We start from the raw sequence: 18610 nt of genomic DNA on the forward strand, positions 1-18610 counted from the left end.
TTTTACATTATTTGGGATTTTACAAAATTCGATTCCAGTCGCTCCAAAGTGTAATATATAGACGAACTAGACCATTTCGGTCTATATATTGTGTAGATTTATTTAGGGGCTGCCGCATCCCAGTCTGCCTGAGATTTCTGAGCAAGCTCCAAAGGCGTCTTTATCGGACCAGCAGGCGCCAAAAATTCCGCGTGTACGCTGGCTTCCTTAATGTACTGTCCAACATTCTTACGATTGATAAACAGCTGATCCCAAGAGAGCTTGAAGTTTTCCAGTGAAGGCTGGATTTCATTAACAAAGTCGCTGCTTATCTTCACATCAGATTGTGTTGGCAAAAATCCAGCAGCGTTCACAAAATCGGTGTAATTCTGCTTCTCGGAGAGCATTTCAAGCCATTTGATCGCATAATCCTTGTTTGGCGATTTCTCCAATACCATCCAGGTCATATCGTACTTGCCTGCAAGGTTTTTATTTTTGGCCGGATCGTTACTGCCTGGAATCGGGAAATAACCAAATTTCATCTCTGGATTGGCTGTCTGGATCGTAGTTGCATCCCACGTACCATCCGCAATCATGGCCACACGACCTGAAGCAAACAAGCTTGGCAAGGTTCCATAGTCAATCCCCATAAATCCACTAATGGCGTTGTTCATCAAAATTTGTGATTTTTCCAGAACCTCGAGCTGGACGGGGTCTGTCAGCTTCGTCTTACCTGTCCATAGCCCTTTGATATATTCCAGCTGATCATCATGGATAGAGGCTTGAAGCCCTTGGACAGCAAGATTAATAGGCCATACATCCTTACCGCCAAAACCAAGCGGTTCTACGCCATTATCCTTAAGCACCTTCATCACATTCACCAGTTCGTCCCATGTCGTCGGCACAGCAAGATTATATTTTTCAAAGATCTCTTTGTTGTAAAACAGGCCTGTCAGGGCCACCTTTCCCATGTTTACACCGTATACTTTGTCGTTGTAGGTCATGGCATTTTTGACATCTGTAGGATTATAGTTTTTGATAAAAGCTTGATCCGACAGATCTGCAATGAGCCCTCCCTCAATCCACTGCTTCCACATCGGATCAGCTGCTCCCTTAGACCATTCCTGCGGTGCGCCTACGAAGCTGAATTTCAGAGGAATAATGTCTGCATCACCGGTTGAACCAGCATTCATACGCGTTTGCATCAGTTGATCATAAGTGGAATCAGCAGGAACCGTCGTATACTCCACCTGAACATCGGGATACTTCTCTTCAAACTTTTTATTAAATTCCTTTATATAGTTATTAATATTTTCCTGCTGCCAATGAATAATCTTTAACGTGACCTTTTTATTCCCGTTCTGTCCAGCTTCGCCACCTTTGCCGCAAGCGGCCAACACCACGATTAAAGCGGTTACAATAAGTAAAGAAAGACACTTTTTCAGCATTACAAAATTCCCCCTGTAATCTTAGAATAAATGCATTCACTTTTACGAAAGCGGTTTAGTTAATTACAGCTACTATTATGTATCGGATAGCCTGTATTTGTAAATAGCAATTTGTAAATTATCAAAAAAACATTAACTACCGCTAAATCAAACTTAATTCTCCATAAAATATTAGGTAACATCCTTTATTAGCACTGTTGACTCACTTCTATGAGGTAGCATAGAATACGAGTAATCATTAATTTTGAAAAGCAAAGTCAATTTAACTAAATCAGTTTAGTTACGGAGGATTCCATGAATATAAAAACAATAGCTAGCATGGCAGGCGTTTCGGTGGCAACGGTTTCGAAAATCATTAACAATTACACGGACATCAGTGAGGAAACTCGGCAGCGGGTACTTAAAATCATGGAGGAAACAGGCTATAGACCCTCCTCCTCGGCTAAAACGCTGGCTACCAAAAAATCTAATCTGGTAGGCGTTATATTTGCCGGCAAGCTGAATGTTGATTTTAGTCATCCTTTTTTTGTAGATATCATTAACGTCTTCAAAAAACAGATTGGCTTGCTCGGTTACGATCTGCTGTTTTTTTCAAATGAGAAATTTCTGGATAATGGAGAGGACTATTTGGCACGCTCAAAATATTTTTCAGTGGACGGGTGCATTATTATTGCTGGAGATGAAGTGGAGAAGAGTGTTTTTGATCTCGACGCCAGCCCTATCCCTTGCATCGGTGTCGATATTGAGCTAACCGGAGCCAGTTCCTGCTACATCATGTCCGACAATCAGAAGATTTCAATGAAGGTTGTTGAGCACTTTTACATGAATGGATACCGCGAAATGGGTTTTATAGGCATTGAACGTCCCTCCTTGGTTATTAAAGAGAGAGAGGAAGCCTTTATCACTTCACTAAAACGGTTTAGTCTTGATGTCAGACCTGAATGGTTCGTGTATGGTAAGGACTACGCGGCAGAAGATGGATACCAGATCGCGAAAGCGTGGATACAGCAAGGAAATTTACCAAAGGCTATTTTTGCGGCTACCGACCTGCTTGCCTTTGGTGCCATACGTGCTTTCAAGGAAAGCGGCTTGAGGGTACCCGAAGATATTGCTGTAGTGGGATGTGATGATATAGAAGCCTGTCGTTATACCGAACCTCCACTAACGACTGTAAAACAAGACAAGCAAAAAATAGGCCGTCTAGCCGCTATGGTGCTGTTTGACCTGATGAATAAACAAATGGATACCAAATGTATTAAAGTCGAGCCGGAACTGGTCATTCGTAGCTCCTGCGGAGCCGGCCAACATTGGAACCATACGAAGGTCAAAGGTTAGCTCACGCCTTAAAAAAGATGACTCCTGATAAATTCTAAATTCAGAAGTCATCTTTTTGCAGTTTAATATTCAGAGACCCATCGCTTAATCATTACTTGTAGGCCATCGTCGCATTCACAGCCTTTTTCCAGCCTTCATACAAGCCTTCACGTGTTGATTCATCCATATTCGGGGCAAAAGAGGTTTCCACCCTCACCCGCTTACGAAGTTCATCCGTACTCTTCCAATATCCAATAGCCAAACCTGCCAGACATGCAGCCCCCAGTGCCGTCGTCTCATGGATCACTGGCCGCTCCACTGTTGCATCCAAAATATCGCTCTGGAATTGCATCAGAAAATTGTTCAACACAGCTCCTCCGTCCACCCGCAGCGTCTTCACCGCAATACCTGAATCGATCTCCATGGCTGTAAGCACATCCTTGGTCTGATAAGCGAGTGACTCCAATGTGGCGCGGATAAAATGTTCCTTCGTGGTCCCTCGTGTCAGGCCGAACATCGCTCCGCGCACCTCGCTATCCCAGTAGGGGCTGCCCAGTCCGACAAAAGCGGGGACAAGATACACTCCTTCTGTAGACGAAACACGAGCGGCATAAGGCTCACTGTCCTTCGCTTCACGGAACATACGCAGCCCGTCTCGCAGCCACTGGATCGCCGCCCCCGCTACAAATACACTCCCCTCGAGTGCGTATTGCACTTTGCCTTCCTCCAGTCCCCAAGCGATGGTCGTAATCAGGCCGTGTTTAGATTCAACAGGTTGTTCCCCCGTATTCATCAGCATAAAGCAGCCTGTGCCGTAGGTGTTTTTGATCATCCCTTTTTCGTAACATGCCTGACCGAACAAGGCTGCCTGCTGGTCACCTGCTGCACCGGCAATCGGTACATTCTGACCGAAGAAATGATAATCCACGGTGTGCGCATATACCTCGGAAGAGGGCCTTACCTCAGGTAGCATGATTTTCGGAACACCCAGAATGTCCAGTAGCTCTTCGTCCCACTTTAGCTCATAAATGTTGTACATGAGCGTCCTAGCCGCATTTGAGTAGTCCGTCACATGTGCCGTTCCGCCGGATAGTTTCCAGATCAGCCACGAATCAATCGTACCGAATAACAGGTCACCTCGTTCCGCCTTTTCCCGCGCGCCCTCCACATGGTCCAGTATCCACTTTACTTTAGTGCCTGAAAAATACGGGTCGATCAACAGCCCTGTTTTGCTGTGAAACAGTTTCTCGTGTCCTTGCCGCTTCAATTCTTCACAGATGTCAGAGGTTTGGCGTGATTGCCATACGAGTACGTTATACACGGGCACTCCTGTATTTTTGTCCCACACAGCCACCGATTCTCGCTGATTGGTAATGCCGATGGCAGCCACCTGGTTTGCTTTTACACCGGATTCGGAAAGACAGGAGGCAATGACTCCGAGAATAGAGCTCCAGATTTCATTCGCATTCTGCTCCACCCAGCCGGGATGAGGAAAATATTGCGGAAATTCTCGCTGAGCCGAGTACACTACATCTCCTTCGCTATTGAACAAAATCGCTCTTGAGCTTGTCGTTCCCTGATCTAGTGACAAAATATATTTTCCCATTGTTCATCTCTCCCCGTGTAAATCCATCGTTTTTACGCTGTAAGTTTGTGATCCGTTTTATGATTTTTATAAGTACGACTCATACGGAAGGTAGTCAAGAGTACAATCACAATGATCCCTAGTAAAATCCAGAAAGCCGGAGTCACACTCCCCCTAAAAACAGCCTGATAAAACAGCCCTGCGAAAGATCCACCCAACAGCGGCCCTACAATGGGCACCCAGGCATATTTCCAGTTGGATGCTCCCTTACCGGGAATCGGTAGTAAATAATGCATCAGACGCGGCCCAAAATCTCTCGCTGGATTGATGGCATAGCCCGTTGTCCCTCCAAAGGATAAACCGATACTAACAACCAAAAAACCCACAATCAGCGGTTTTAAGCCCCCTGTAAATGAATTGGCACCAAATGACTGCAGAGCAAGCACAAAGATGAAAGTACCTATCATTTCACTAAGCACGTTGGCAAACGGATGATCAATAGCCGGTCCTGTCGCAAATACACTGAGTTTGGTTGCTGTGTCCTCCGTCTCTTTCCAGTGAGGCCAATAATGCAAAACGACGATGATCGCACCCGCCATGGCCCCCAGAAGCTGAGCCACAATATAGCCGGGAACATCCCGCCATGGAAAAACACCCTGAAATGCCAGCGCCAGTGTCACTGCCGGATTCAAATGGGCTCCGCTGATTTCACCTACTGCATACACCCCAACAGCAACCGCGAGCCCCCATCCCATTCCAATCACAATCCAGCCGGAAGCGTGAGCAAATGACTTTTTCAGGGACACCCCTGCGCACACCCCGCCACCTAGGGCAATAAGAATCATTGTCCCTATAAATTCGGCTGCGTATGGCGACATACAACCTACCTCCTCAATAGATCACCCGATTTTGATCGCTTTCATCGCACAAAAAAAGAAAAGCCATCACAAACCAACCCTGTGCTGTACCATGGGATGTCTGCGTGGCTCTCTTGTCTCCGTCACGATTATTAACTTAAATTTGATACTATATAAGCATGTAAGCGATGTCAACTACGGATTTACGTCTTTCCCTAGCTTAAAATAATCGTTGACCATGTTAGATACCCCGATTTATGATGTAAAAAAATGGGCAAAAGTAAGGATTTCAGGATGAATACGACACTCCCAAACTCGATGAAGAAGGGAAGAATGTTATGCTGAAATTTCTGCAAAAAATCGGCAAGTCGTTAATGCTTCCAGTAGCCACTCTACCCGCCGCAGGGATTTTACAAGGATTAGCACTGATTAATTATGAAACGGATATACCGTTTGGTCCCGTAGTTGGCGGATTTCTGAATCATTATGTAACTCCTTTTCTGAACGAGGGGGCGGGGGCTATCTTTGGTAACCTTGCGCTCATTTTCTCCATTGGTGTTGCCATTGGTCTGGCAGGCGACGCAGTAGCCGCATTATCGGCAGTCATTGCCTATATGGTGTTGACCCGTATTTTGGCGGCAGTGCCGGGTATATTTGCATATATTCCAGACGACGTCAAGCTGGACATGGGCATATTGGGTGGTATTTTTATCGGTGGATGGTCTGCTTTTCTGTTTAAAAAATATCATAATATACAGCTCCCGGATTGGCTTGGCTTCTTCTCGGGCAAACGTTTTGTCCCCATGATTACCGCCTTCACAACCATGATTCTAGCCATTCTGCTCGGTATGATCTGGAGTCCGATCCAAGATGGGATTGCAGTCTTCGGCAACTGGATTGTCGGCTTTGGCGGAATCGGATCAATGGTATTCATGATTGCCAATCGGCTGCTAATCCCGCTCGGTTTGCATCATGTGTTGAACTCAATCGCATGGTTTCAAATTGGTGACTACACCAATGCTGCTGGTGAGGTCGTTCATGGTGACCTGACACGTTTTTTCGCAGGCGATACATCGGCGGGTATGTTCATGTCCGGCTTCTTCCCCATTATGATGTTCGCTCTGCCAGCAGCAGCCCTCGCATTTATCCATACGGCTAAGCCGGAAAAACGTAAAGCCGTCGCTTCCATCTTCATCGGTTCTGCGCTGGCATCGTTCCTGACCGGAATTACCGAGCCTCTCGAATTTTCGTTTATGTTCATTGCACCATTGCTTTACGGCGTTCATGCTCTGCTGACAGGCCTGAGTGGCCTGGTCGTATACCTACTGGATGTCAAACTGGGCTTTTCCTTTTCAGCAGGACTCATTGACTATCTGGTCAATATGAAACTCTCCACCCACCCATTGCGAATGATCCCGATCGGGCTTGTCTTCGCCCTCATCTATTACTTTCTGTTCCGGTTTATCATTCTCAAATTCAACCTAAAAACTCCTGGGCGTGAAGACGATGTAGAAGACAGTCTCCTGTCTGAGGCTAACGAATCTGTACCCAATGGAAAAGCAAACGCTACATCCGACACTCCATCTAGTCAGGCAGGCAGGGTACTAACCTATCTCGGCGGTTCGGACAATATCCTAAGCATTGATGCCTGCATCACACGGCTACGTCTTGTCGTCAAAGACGACAAAGCAGTTAACGATCAAGCTCTCAGGCAGCTCGGAGCGTCGGGAATCATCAGGCTGGGTAACGGAGCGCTGCAGGTTATTTTCGGGACTCGGTCCGAAATTCTGAAAGATGAAATACAGAGGTTGATGTAAGTAAGTTCAGGTTCACAAAAAGGGTATCTCTTCAATCATCGAGATACCCTTGAGGTTGCCGTCAATACGCCAATAACTTAGATACGCCTAAATTAGGATGTCATATATGCGTTGTTATCTGTATTATTTTCTTTTAGGCACTTATCTTAGATCGGTGCTTTGCACTCTTTTTTGTTTCAACAATAACCATTCACGACATACCTTTACCTTTATCTGCGCAAAGGCATAGACGATGCCGAAGGAGCAGGCTACAGTCGTCAGATAAACCAAAAGCAGTGCCACGAAGAAAGGAAGCTGACTTACCAAATCACCGACCAAGCACAGCACGATGACCAAAATAAATACGTTCGCTGTAAAGGCCCGGTACGCATAAGTAGATAACCATTTGTAATAGGGAAGTGAACGGGAATTTACGCTGATCAAATGTCTTGCCAGCATGTAAATCAGGAAAATCACTACCAAACTGTACAAGGTCATGGACGGCTTCAGATAAATCAGATTGCCAAATGACATATCCTCAAATCCAAAACCGAAAAATTCGCGATTTGTCCAAATGAGAATAAGCAGCATTACCGGAATGAGTATGAACTGAATCCGGCGAAGCACTCCGTCGAACTGTTTCTTATATACCCAAGCGATTCCACCTAGTAAAGCATAAATAAAATAACTGACGAAAAAGCGGTCAAGGTAACGTAGACTAATCGCATATGCTCCTTGAAATACGAAGGTATCGTACATCCATAGCCATGCTCCGAAAATCACGAAGCTCACAATAAGCAGCGGAATGACCCGCTTAGGCTTAGCCAGGTATTTATAGCAAATGAAGATAAGGACTGGCATCAGCACTTGAAATTGCAGCATCATCACCGTGTACCAAAACTGTGATGATGCATTACCGAGCACAAATGACTCGATGAGCGTCCGGAATGATGTAACGTGCTGATTAACCTGAATTTCCGGGAAGAAAATCAAGCCAGCCGCTGCCCACAGTAAATAAGGAATCACGAGCTCCCCGAATTTTTCCTTGTAAAAATGGGATACCTTCGTATGCTGATTATTTTTCACCATCCCATATACAATGGCAAAAATAAAGACTGGCGCAGTATACTTTACTATATTGAAAATGACGCCTAATAAGGCTAGGTTATCGTTAGTGTGTGCATACTTCAGAAACATCCCCAGAACGCTTTGCAAGATCGCTCCGCTGACGGCAAACACCTTTAAGATGTCGCTCTCATTAATATTAATATTCCGCTCTTCAGTGTTTTCCATAATACGCACTTCCCCTTTGACAGCTTGCCTGAAGCCAAATGGTCGTGCATTCCTCCCTTTTGCCGTTGATTATAGCTCCTTATTGCCAAGGATTACGAACGAGCTTGGGACCCGAAGAAGTTCGCAGCACCACAGTGCTGGCCCGTCTCTCAAGAATTTCGCGCAGGACGTAGGCACCGTCTCTTGTCTCCAATTGAATGTCAATTCGAACACCCAGATGCTCCAACTTGTGCACAAGTCTTTCAGCTGCTGTATAATCAATAACCTCTGAACCATCTATAACAAGGTCAAGATCACTCGTTTCCTTCACAGTCGGGTATTGCGTTACTATTTCGAATCCTGCGCTCCCCGCTGGCCCCCAGCGCCAATCCGCCATCATTTCTGCTAACAAGTCCATCAACTGAAGAACAGGCTGCTGCCGTCTCTCTGTAGACAAGGAGTTCCACATCTGACGTTTTACTATCGCATAGGGAGACACGATCTGGCACAACCCTTTCGGGTCCAGAAATGCAGCTTCCCGTTGATTCCGTTCCTGTCCCCGTACTCCGACGGGAATGCAACCATCCGCCGACGGATCGGCTCGGCGAACGACCACAAAGGGGGTCCGCCTCAGCGAGGCGGTTACCCACTCCTTGTCTTCATATAAGGAGAGATATTTCAAATTGGACACTTCAATCAGATCATGTGGATGGATTACCATTGCTCCAAAAGCGCATCTCGAACGCCACGGGTTGCAGTCCGCCCGCCCGCCATAGCTTCCTTGGTCTGCAATCGGAAGCTCAGGTCGCGGGGCGCTCCTTTCGTACTCTCGATTGCCTCGGAAATGGCCTTTTCCACGATGGCTACATCACTACTCTGTGGATCGTCTGCATGGATACCGCTCAGCATCTGATATAATGCCCCCAGAGTACTGTAGCTACGAACATCGTAGGCCATAGCTGGAACTTTCTTGGTAGCTTCTTCAAGCTCGGCAATCGTCCGCTTGGTAATCCGAGCAGCAGAAGCCTTGGACATGGCCTGAATATTGACCTTGCTGTCATCCAGTGCGATCAAACGATTCGATTGCAGCCCATGCGCGAGGAAGCCCCCGGAAATCGCGTTACCGACAATCACACCAATAACTGGATGGCCTTCTAATCTAGCGGTTGCGTAAGCATCTGCACTTGCAGCCAGGGCAAGACTGATACCGACCATTTCTTCCTTATAGCCATAGGCTTGACTCGGTACATCAATGATGGCAATGATCGGACGTTTGGTTTCTTTTTTCTCATCTTGACGGATTGCGTCCCTGATGATTTGAGCCACCGTCCAGCCTTCAAGCATACCAACCTCACCGTTTCTGACACGCGGGAATCGGTTGGTGGCATTCGGAACAATGGCGATATATCTGCACAGTTGTCCGTTCTTATCCACGTCTGCCGCAAGCACTGAAGGAACATCGCTGATTGGGTGAGCAATGCCCGTCAAGCGGGAGAACCAGCGATAACCTCTACTATCCGACATGTCGGCCGCACCCTCTTTTGCCAGCGGGACAGGCTGCTGCACAGGCTGTATCTGCGTGTAAAATTCGCGATAGCGCTCAGGTGTCCAAGCTTCTGTAGGATCAAGAGTGTTTAACAGGGTCAGATAGAAATCGATTTGCTCTGTTTTAGCAGGCTTCGCCGGTGCCTTGAGCGCAGTATCAATCGCTTCGGCAACTGCATCCGTCGTATCTTCCACCATTTCGTCAATCAATCCGGTTTGGAAGCGCTGGTTAGCTCCGATTGTGTCCCAAATCAAGGCTTTGTCGCTTGCATCGAACTCCATGACCCCTGCTTCCTGCTCAATGACCTCCGGCCCGTTCAGACCGAGACGCGCTTTCTTCGTAGCAATCAGAGTGGTAAACAATTCTGCAGTAATGGACATTCCCCCAAATGCCCCTACGCGGCCCGGGATCAGTCCGATAACAGGAACGTATTTACGCAAGGCAACGATCTGGGTAGCAATCTCCGAAATCGACAACAATCCATAGTTCGCTTCCTGTAGCCGAACACCCCCTGTATCGAAGATCATGATGGGATGTAGTTTGTTCCCTCTCTTATTCTCTTCCAGTGCCAGTTCGAGCGCTCCGGAAATTTTGGCCCCGCTGACTTCTCCAATACCTCCTCCTTGAAAAGCGCCTTCCATCGAAATGATCAAGACCTTCTGTTTGTGTATTTCGCCAAGAGCCAGAATGATCCCGTCATCGCTCTGAGGAACAATGCCTTGCGGCTCTAAGTGGGGGGATTGGATTTTGTCCAACGGCCCAAGCATCTCCCGGAAAGTCCCTTCGTCCAGCAACGCTTTGGCTCTCTCGCGTCCATTCAGTTCCACAAAACTATTCTGCATAATCTAGCACCTCCAACACTTGCGTAAATCTAAGCGTTACTACACCCGGAGTAGCTCCGAAGTCATGAACTGTAATATTGGCAGTAATCGGATAACGGTTAAAAAAACGGATCAGAACATTCTCCCATACTTGTCCAAATCCTTCACTGCCTGTTAAAATGCTGACGTGGGTGGTCTGGCCTTCCACAGGCTCTACAATAATCTCCAAATCCCCCGAACCGACAACACCGATATGTGCCGGCTTACGGATGGGCTTCGTAGTCTGGTATTGAAACTGTAATTTTTCCATCCTTCAGAAACACCTCCAATTAAAAGTATCAATCGATAAGAAATAATGTCGCAGCTAGCAGGTCGGCACTGCCTCCGGGTGAAAGTTGTCTAACATTGCAATACTCGGACAAGCGGTAGAGCAACTTTCTGCCCGACTGGGTTCTTAATCCGTCTGCTGCAAGGAACGCTGCGGACATTCTCTGAATCGCCATTAGATCCGACACCTGACCGCGGTGCAGGATACAAGTATCATCCACACTTGCCATCAAGGCCAATAAAGCTTCTATGCGTGCTTCCACCTCTGTCTTCCCACAAGCCCTGGCACGCAGCAAAGCAGGCAAAGCTTCGTCCCGGATGTGCGGAAAGCCTAGCTTCGCTTCTTCCTCTGCCCCCACTACCGCGTATTTCTTTTTAACCGCTTGTCCATTCGTCTGCTGCATCGGGCGGTACCGGTCATGGAACGATGCGATTCTTCCTGCAATGCTCATTATCTGATGAGGGTCCCGCTCCCTCGGAAAGGCTGCCCGTGCACTCGTTAAAAGCCCCAGGGTCCAAATGGCACCCTTATGTGTATTGACACCGTTCGTTGCACTGAGCATCACCTTTTCGCCTTCCCGCCCGATAAGAGCGATCTGCTCACGCAAAGTCTGGTTCACCGGGTGAAGGTATGACACAATGGCTATTTCCCGAAACGTATCCTCCAATACTCTTGCTGATGCAAGCATTAGATCGATGGACATATCTGTATGAGAGCCATTGTCTCTGGCATCGACAAGTCCAGGCTTGGGCGTAAGAAGGGCCTCTTCCATCAGGGCTTTTACAGCTTTGGCAGCCAGAGAAGCCGTGAAAGCTGAATGCTTCATCGTGAGCATGGCTTTAAGACCAACTCCGGAATTTAGCCGGCGGATCATACAATCCGTCTGACCAATCTACGAGGTCGTTAACCGTCTGTGCTGCCAGCAGCGAGCGCTTGGCTTGTCTGCGCATGATCCCAAGATCCTCCGGATAGGCCACAATCCCTCTGTCACGCAACAGGCTTACATCGCTCTCATTACTTTCCATTCCTAAAGGCGTTACGCCTCCAATTGCCGCGAGAGCCTTCTTTCTCTCCTCTATGCTGTCTGTCTTGTAGAGGTATGCAATGCCTTCCTCGGTAAGGACGTGGGTGACATCATCCCCGTAAATCATGACCGGCGTAATGGCGAGGCTAGATTCATCCTTCACCTTGATGGCATCTAGCGAATCTACGAATACTGGCTTTTTGTTGGCACCGTATGTTTCAACCATCTGCACGACCAATTTCCGGCCTTTGGAGAGTTCCGTCGGGCGCTCGATCATGTCAAGCCAGGCAGGAGTCGCATGTCGCCGTCCCCGAGGATCATGCCCCATATTCGGTGCTCCTCCAAAACCGGACAGTCTGCCGGAAGTAACGGTAGACGAATTGCCCGCGCTGTCCATTTGTAACGTTGATCCGATAAACATATCTACTGCGAATTGACCTGCAACCTGACACATCGCGCGGTTGGAGCGCATAGATCCGTCCTTGCCGACGAAGAACACATCTGAACGAGCCGCAATGTATTTCTCCATACCGACCTCGCCTCCAAAGCTGTGAATGCTTTCGACCCAGCCGGATTCAATCGCCGGAATCAAAGTCGGATGCGGATTCAGGGCCCAGTGCTTGGCAATCTTCCCTTTCAGGCCAAGCTGTTCACCATAGGTCGGTAGCAAAAGCTCAATCGCTGCAGTATTAAAGCCAATGCCGTGATTAAGCGACTGCACCTGATGTTTTCCATAAATACCCTTGATCGCCATCATGCCCATCAGAATTTGCAGTTCAGTAATATTCTGTGGATCACGGGTAAACAGTGCTTCCAGTGTGTACGGTTTGTCGGCTTGTACAATGACGTCGACCCAGGACGCTGGAATATCGGTTCGCGGCAGCTCGTCCACGATTTCGTTAACCTGTACAATCACGATCCCATCCTTGAAAGCTGCCGCTTCCACGATCGTCGGAGTTTCTTCCGTATTGTTTCCGGTATACAGATTGCCCTCGCGATCTGATTTGTCTGCCGCTACCAGCACCACATCTGGAATAAGGTCAATGAAGAGACGTCCGAACAATTCCAAATACGTATGGATGTCACCGAGCTTAAGCGTCCCGTCAGTAATCATTTGCGCAACACGCAGGCTTTGGGAGCCACTGTAGGAGAAATCCAGCCTCCCGGCGATGCCTTTCTCGAAAATATCCAAGTGTTCGGGTCTTGAAATGCTGGACATAATCATATGCAGATCATGCACCTTGCCAGGATCGACTTCCAGCAGCTTCTGGGAAAGGAAGGACGCTTGCTTCTGGTTGTCTCCTTCCAGGACGACCTTCGCGCCTGGCTCAATTAGCGCCTCCATCAGGTCGACGATTCGGGAGGAGTCGATATATTTTCCGTCCAGCCACTTTTTCACTTTTTCTAACTTTTCCTGCTTTTTATCACGTTTTTGTGACCAGGATCGCTGTACTTTATTCATTCTTCTTGCTCCTTCCATTTTCTAATCAGATACTGAGTCGCTTCCAGACCGATTTCGTCCACGGCCATTTGCCGAGTATTCATGTGGGATTGCTTTACAAGTCTGGAAAGAGTATGACCCGGCGGCATCTCGATGAAACAGTCAGCTCCCGATTCGACGCAGACCGCCGCCATATCCATCCACTGGACGGGATATGCTACGTTTAGTGCAAGGTCCTCCGCAATTTTTTCCTTGGCTTTCGTCTTTCTGCCCGTATGATTTACCAAATATGGTATTTGAGCGTCCCGCAAAGAAAAAGTGTGTATTTTCAGCAATAGCTTATTGGCTACCTCTGACATCAGCGGGGAGTGTGAAGGAATCGGAACCTTCAGTAGCGCTGTTTTAGCGCTCCCAAGCTCTTTCACATGCATAAATGCTTTATTTAACCCTACCAATGATCCGGATACGACGATTTGCTGCTCTGCGTTTATATTCGAGAGGTAGACGGGCGTCGTCTCGCTATGGGAGAGAGTCACGGCTTGTTGAACCTCCGCCTTCGTAAGCCCAACAATTACACCCATTCCATAGCCTTCAGGGAAGGATTCTTCCATCAACCGGGCACGTAGCCATACGATCCGAAGCGCATCCTCGAACGAGAGAACTCCCGCGATGACCGCCGCAGGAAATGCACCAATGGAATGCCCTGCCACGAATTGGGGCCGGATCCCCTGCTCGATCAACCGGTAGGCTATTGCGGTCTCCTTAACGAAGAGTGCCGTCTGAATCCAGACCGTTGAGTCCATAGCCTTCTCATCATCACGCAGTTCAGTTCCAATGATACTTGTTGCCTTTTTCACATACTCGGGCACATCTTGGAGCATTCCAGGAACCTGTGACCCCTGGCCGGGAAATGTAAAAACAATGTTCAGAATCTCACCACCTTTAGCGGATTGATTATCTTACATTGTCAATTGTAATAAGTGAGCAAATACCTGTAAAATATATATATTCACATATAATTGATAACCTAATGGTTATAAAGGGGATTTTTCACTATGGATTATTTGCAGCTTAAGTATTTTCAAATGACCTCAAAGTATGAGCATGTCACACGTGCCGCGAACGAGTTGTTTATCTCACAGCCTGCCTTAAGTAAAATGATTAGAAACCTGGAGACGGAATTGGGTGTGCAGCTATTTGACCGCGAAGGAAAACATATCGTGCTGAATGAATATGGAAAGAAGTTCCTAAAAAGAGTAAATCAGTCGCTCTCAGCGCTAGAGCAAGGCATATCCGAGGTCAAAGAAATGAAGAACGAAATGGTAGAGGTCATCACGTTATACGTTGCCGTCGGCTCTATGCTTTTGCCCAACCTTGTCGACAAGTTTCGCGATCTCTATCCTCAAATTAGATTCAACCTGACCCAGCACCCTTCGAAGATGAAGAAAGGACCGGCGTACGATTTTGCGATTACGTCCGAAGAGTTGGCGGACAACGAGCATACGATCCTGCTGGAGGAGGAAATTTTGCTTGGCGTACCAAAATCTCACCCTCTGAGTGTTCAGGACACCGTATTCCTGAAAGATCTAGAGCATGAGAAGTTTATCAGCCTTACACCTGGTAATTCGCTTAGAAAAACAACGGACCACTTTTTTACACATATCCCTTTTGAACCGAACATCGTCTTTGAAAGTGATGATCCGGCTACGGTAAGAGGGTTGATTCAAACAGGACTTGGCATATCCTTTATTCCTTCTATCCTGTGGAGGAACGTTGTAACCGAAGACATCAAGCTGCTTCAAATCAGGGAGCCTCGATGTATGCGAACAATCTATCTGTCCTATCCTACTGGGGAACTGCACACCGATATAGAGAAATCGTTCTTCGAATTCATCATTAGATTTTTCCAAGATATTGCTCAGCATTGACGATTTAGATACCTTTTGACATAATATCTGCCTTATTGTTTTATCTTTCTTCGGATTAATAGGATTAATATCTTTAGAGTATTTAATTTCTATAAATGCTTTGTTTCAATTTTTTTGTTTTTGGTTAAGTCAATGCACATAAATGGGTAACAGCTTCATATGATGGAGCTAAACCATTTACAACTTATTTAGCAGACAGATTATCTCAGACAGCAAGGAGGGAAATGATGTGAAGACAGTGCGTTGGCTGGTATTATGTCTTGCTTTTCTCACTATGATTAGTGGTTGTAGTGGATCCCTGTCCTCTGAAAGTCAATCATCTGAAACTAATTTGTCAAACGGAAAAAAGATAACGCTTACATTATGGTACTGGAACCGTTCTATTGATGATGAACTACTCGCCCAGGCGGAAAAACAGTTTCCCGACATTGAATTAAAAACTCAAAAAATAGGCGGTGACTTCAAGGCCAAACTGAAGACAACGCTCGCAGCTCGTTCCGGTGAACCAGACATCGTAGCTCTGAACGACTGGATGGTGGAACTTTTCCCCAGTGCGGATCGTTTTTATGATTTAAAGGAACTCGGAGCAGACCGCTTGAAGGATCAATATTTGGAATGGAAATGGAATCAGGGAATCACTCCTGATGGTAAAATGATTGCATTTCCCATGGATACTGGGCCTACTGCCCTCTTCTATCGAAGCGATTTATTTGAGCAAGCAGGCTTGCCTAGTGATCCTGAAAAGGTTAGTGCCTCTATCCGCACATGGGATGATTACATGGCAGCCGGAGAACAACTTCAGCAGAAATTCGGAAGCCGTTCGCTTTTGGCAGATAATATTGTAAACGTTTACAATCAGGTACTCGCTCAGCATACAAACCTCTACTTCAAGCCGGATGGCAGCTATATTGGCAATCAATCTCCTGGCATCCGTCTGGGCTGGAAAACCGCTGTCGATTTCCACAAGAAGCATCTGGTCGCCAATGCGGATGGCTGGACTCCCGAATGGAACGCTTCGGTCAATAACGGCAAAATTGCCTCTTTTGTAGGGGCTGTTTGGATGAAGCAAGTTCTCACAGAGGCCGCGCCGGATACAGCTGGCAAATGGAGAGTCGCCCGTGCTCCTGGAGGAGACGGCAACCTGGGTGGTTCTTTCATTTCTATCCTCAAATCCAGCAAACATCCCAAAGAAGCCTTTGAAGTCCTGACCTGGCTGCAAAACCCGGAACACCAGCTGGAAGCCTACCACAAAATCGGATTGTTCCCGTCCACTCCCGGTGTCTTTGACGATCCTATCATGGGAACACCTGAGCCTTTTTTTGGGGGTCAGGCCACCGGACTCATCTTCGCCGCCTCCGCACGTAATGTGAAAAGCAGCTATTTCGGCGAGCGCTATCCTGTTATCCACGGCATTGTGACCCGTCGCCTTGCTAATGTCGCCAAGCAGGATGCTAATCCTGATGCATTATGGACGGAAACAATGGAACGAATCGAACGGGAATTACAGCGATAAAAAACAAAATTTAAAAAAGGCGTGTGGACAATATGCTGAGAGAAATCTGGAAGCACCGTGCCGTTTATGCTGCGATCTCGCCGTTTTATCTGCTGTTTGGCATCTTTGGACTGTTTCCGATTGGTTTTTCATTATACCTGGCGTTTCACAAATGGGACGGGATCGGAGACATGACCTACAACGGCTGGGGCAACTTTCGCTACCTTGTGACAGACAATGAATTTTGGCAGGCTGTAGGCAATACGTTTATGATTTGGGTGTACGCCACGATTCCAATGTTATTCTTCGCACTGATTATTGCCTTTCTGCTTTATGCCCCTTTTGTGAAAATGCGCACCTTATGGCGTGTTGGATTCTTCCTGCCAAATGTGACGTCTATTGTGGCTGTCGCCATCATATTTGGTGCCTTATTTGCCAACAATTTCGGATTTCTCAACTACCTTCTGCAACTCTTGGGACTACCCATGGTTCAATGGCTGAATGTGCCATGGGGTATCCAAATTGCCATTTCCTCAATGGTCGTATGGAGATGGATGGGCTATAACGCAATCATCTATCTGGCCGGACTCCAGAGTATTCCGCATGTGCTGTATGAGGCCGCCAAAATAGACGGAGCAACCGGAGCGCAAGCTTTTTTCCGCATCACTATCCCCATGCTGCGCCCAGTCATTTTGTTTACGGTCATTACGTCCACCATCGGCGGTATGCAGCTCTTCACCGAGCCACAGATCCTGGTCGGTAATGACGGGGGTTCCGGGGCAAGTGGCATGACCATCGTTTTATACCTGTACCGCGAGTCGTTCATTAACAACTATTTTGGATATGGTGCAGCCGTCGGATGGGGTATGTTCCTCATCATTGCTCTATTCTCCATCATCAACTGGAAACTCGTTCAAGGTAAAAAATAACGATGGGAAGGAGCTTCACAACATGATGCAGACACGTGCAAAATCCTTTGTTTTATATGCCGGATTGTTGGTGGGAATCATCCTGTCGATGTTTCCATTTTACTGGCTGATCGTCATGGCAACCCGTACAACTTCAGACATCTATCGTTTTCCACCGCAATTGTGGTTTGGCAGCCACTTTTTGGATAACATAACGAGAGTATTACAGCAGATTAATTTTGCCGGAGCCTTTTTTAATACCCTTTTTGTAGCCGGTTCTGTTACCCTATTGGTTTTGTTTTTCGATTCACTGGCAGGTTTTGCATTCGCCAAGTTTGATTTTCCGGGCAAAAAAGTGCTATTTATCGTTCTGCTAGCTACAATGATGGTCCCTTCACAACTTTCGCTTGTCCCCTCCTTTGTCATGATGGCCTCCTTTGGATGGGTAGGTACGTTCAAAGCGCTTATTATCCCGGGGATGGTAAATGCCTTTGGCATTTTCTGGATTCGTCAATATGCGGAAGAATCCATTCCCAAGGAGCTGCTGGATGCGGGCCGGATGGACGGATGCAGCTTTTTTCGACTGTACTTGAATGTAGCACTGCCAATTCTACGTCCAGCGTTCGCTTTTCTCGGCGCGTTTACTTTTATAGGAGCCTGGAATGATTATTTATGGCCGCTAATCGTCTTAACGGATGAGCGTAAATTCACGCTCCAGATTGCACTGTCACAATTGAACGGGATTTACAATACAGATTATGCGATGGTCATTGCGGGCACCCTGCTTGCTGTACTGCCACTTATTATTTTGTTTCTTTTCATTAGCCGCCAGTTTATTTCCGATCTTGCCGCCGGAGCGGTCAAAGATTAG

The 18610-nt window shown here is 47.1% G+C and carries 16 protein-coding genes; 6 read left to right on the plus strand and 10 right to left on the minus strand.

Annotated features, from left to right (window positions below; all coding sequences use genetic code 11):
• Positions 1–98 precede the first annotated feature (98 nt).
• Positions 99–1427, minus strand: coding sequence for an extracellular solute-binding protein (locus NSQ68_RS19735; protein ID WP_342426945.1), 1329 nt, complete (start codon positions 1425–1427; stop codon positions 99–101).
• 294 nt (positions 1428–1721) lie between these two features.
• Here NSQ68_RS19735 and NSQ68_RS19740 point away from each other — a divergent pair, with 294 nt between their 5' ends.
• A complete protein-coding gene (locus tag NSQ68_RS19740; RefSeq protein WP_342426946.1) occupies positions 1722–2762 on the plus strand; it encodes a LacI family DNA-binding transcriptional regulator in 1041 nt (346 codons plus the stop codon).
• Positions 2763–2853: 91 nt separating this feature from the next.
• Here NSQ68_RS19740 and glpK read toward each other — a convergent pair whose 3' ends face one another.
• Positions 2854–4347 carry a glycerol kinase GlpK gene (gene glpK / locus NSQ68_RS19745; RefSeq protein ID WP_342426947.1) on the minus strand — a complete coding sequence of 498 codons (1494 nt, stop codon included), beginning with the start codon at positions 4345–4347 and terminating at the stop codon, positions 2854–2856.
• 32 nt (positions 4348–4379) lie between these two features.
• Entirely contained in the window at positions 4380–5204 is an 825-nt protein-coding gene (locus NSQ68_RS19750; protein WP_342426948.1) for an MIP/aquaporin family protein, read from the minus strand.
• Between the two features lie 317 nt (positions 5205–5521).
• Between NSQ68_RS19750 and NSQ68_RS19755 the strand changes: the two genes are divergently transcribed.
• Positions 5522–7000: a PTS transporter subunit EIIC gene (locus NSQ68_RS19755; RefSeq protein ID WP_342426949.1), complete on the plus strand. Its 1479-nt coding sequence runs from the start codon at positions 5522–5524 to the stop codon at positions 6998–7000.
• Between the two features lie 141 nt (positions 7001–7141).
• On the opposite strand, the gene NSQ68_RS19760 is transcribed toward NSQ68_RS19755, so the two are convergent.
• The 7 genes from NSQ68_RS19760 to NSQ68_RS19790 form a co-directional block, all read right to left on the minus strand.
• The gene (locus NSQ68_RS19760) at positions 7142–8272 is read right to left on the minus strand and encodes an acyltransferase family protein (protein ID WP_342426950.1); all 1131 of its coding nucleotides are present in this window, start codon (positions 8270–8272) and stop codon (positions 7142–7144) included.
• A 79-nt stretch (positions 8273–8351) separates the two neighbouring features.
• Positions 8352–8972, minus strand: coding sequence for a malonate decarboxylase holo-ACP synthase (locus NSQ68_RS19765; RefSeq protein WP_307353432.1), 621 nt, complete (start codon positions 8970–8972; stop codon positions 8352–8354).
• Positions 8966–10639: a biotin-independent malonate decarboxylase subunit beta gene (gene mdcD, locus NSQ68_RS19770; RefSeq protein ID WP_342426951.1), complete on the minus strand. Its 1674-nt coding sequence runs from the start codon at positions 10637–10639 to the stop codon at positions 8966–8968. Before mdcD ends, NSQ68_RS19765 begins: the two co-directional genes overlap by 7 nt.
• Positions 10629–10928, minus strand: coding sequence for a malonate decarboxylase subunit delta (locus NSQ68_RS19775; protein WP_342426952.1), 300 nt, complete (start codon positions 10926–10928; stop codon positions 10629–10631). Before NSQ68_RS19775 ends, mdcD begins: the two co-directional genes overlap by 11 nt.
• Positions 10929–10956: 28 nt before the next feature.
• Positions 10957–11781, minus strand: a complete 825-nt coding sequence (locus tag NSQ68_RS19780) for a triphosphoribosyl-dephospho-CoA synthase (RefSeq protein ID WP_342429140.1) — start codon at positions 11779–11781, stop codon at positions 10957–10959.
• A 4-nt stretch (positions 11782–11785) separates the two neighbouring features.
• Positions 11786–13432 (minus strand): malonate decarboxylase subunit alpha, encoded by a 1647-nt coding sequence (mdcA, locus tag NSQ68_RS19785; RefSeq protein WP_342426953.1) that lies wholly within the window; start codon positions 13430–13432, stop codon positions 11786–11788.
• Positions 13429–14292 (minus strand): acyltransferase domain-containing protein, encoded by an 864-nt coding sequence (locus NSQ68_RS19790; protein WP_342426954.1) that lies wholly within the window; start codon positions 14290–14292, stop codon positions 13429–13431. Before NSQ68_RS19790 ends, mdcA begins: the two co-directional genes overlap by 4 nt.
• A 174-nt stretch (positions 14293–14466) precedes the next feature.
• Between NSQ68_RS19790 and NSQ68_RS19795 the strand changes: the two genes are divergently transcribed.
• The 4 genes from NSQ68_RS19795 to NSQ68_RS19810 all read left to right on the plus strand — a co-directional run bounded on the left by NSQ68_RS19795 (position 14467) and on the right by NSQ68_RS19810 (position 18610).
• Positions 14467–15339 (plus strand): LysR family transcriptional regulator, encoded by an 873-nt coding sequence (locus NSQ68_RS19795; RefSeq protein ID WP_342426955.1) that lies wholly within the window; start codon positions 14467–14469, stop codon positions 15337–15339.
• Positions 15340–15568: 229 nt separating this feature from the next.
• Positions 15569–16852, plus strand: coding sequence for an extracellular solute-binding protein (locus NSQ68_RS19800; protein ID WP_342426956.1), 1284 nt, complete (start codon positions 15569–15571; stop codon positions 16850–16852).
• A gap of 32 nt (positions 16853–16884) precedes the next feature.
• A complete protein-coding gene (locus NSQ68_RS19805) occupies positions 16885–17760 on the plus strand; it encodes a sugar ABC transporter permease (RefSeq protein WP_342426957.1) in 876 nt (291 codons plus the stop codon).
• A 22-nt stretch (positions 17761–17782) separates the two neighbouring features.
• A complete protein-coding gene (locus NSQ68_RS19810) occupies positions 17783–18610 on the plus strand; it encodes a carbohydrate ABC transporter permease (protein ID WP_023989996.1) in 828 nt (275 codons plus the stop codon).

This window comes from Paenibacillus sp. FSL L8-0158, assembly GCF_038592965.1.
In the GTDB taxonomy this organism is placed as follows: Bacteria; Bacillota; Bacilli; order Paenibacillales; family Paenibacillaceae; genus Paenibacillus; species Paenibacillus polymyxa_D.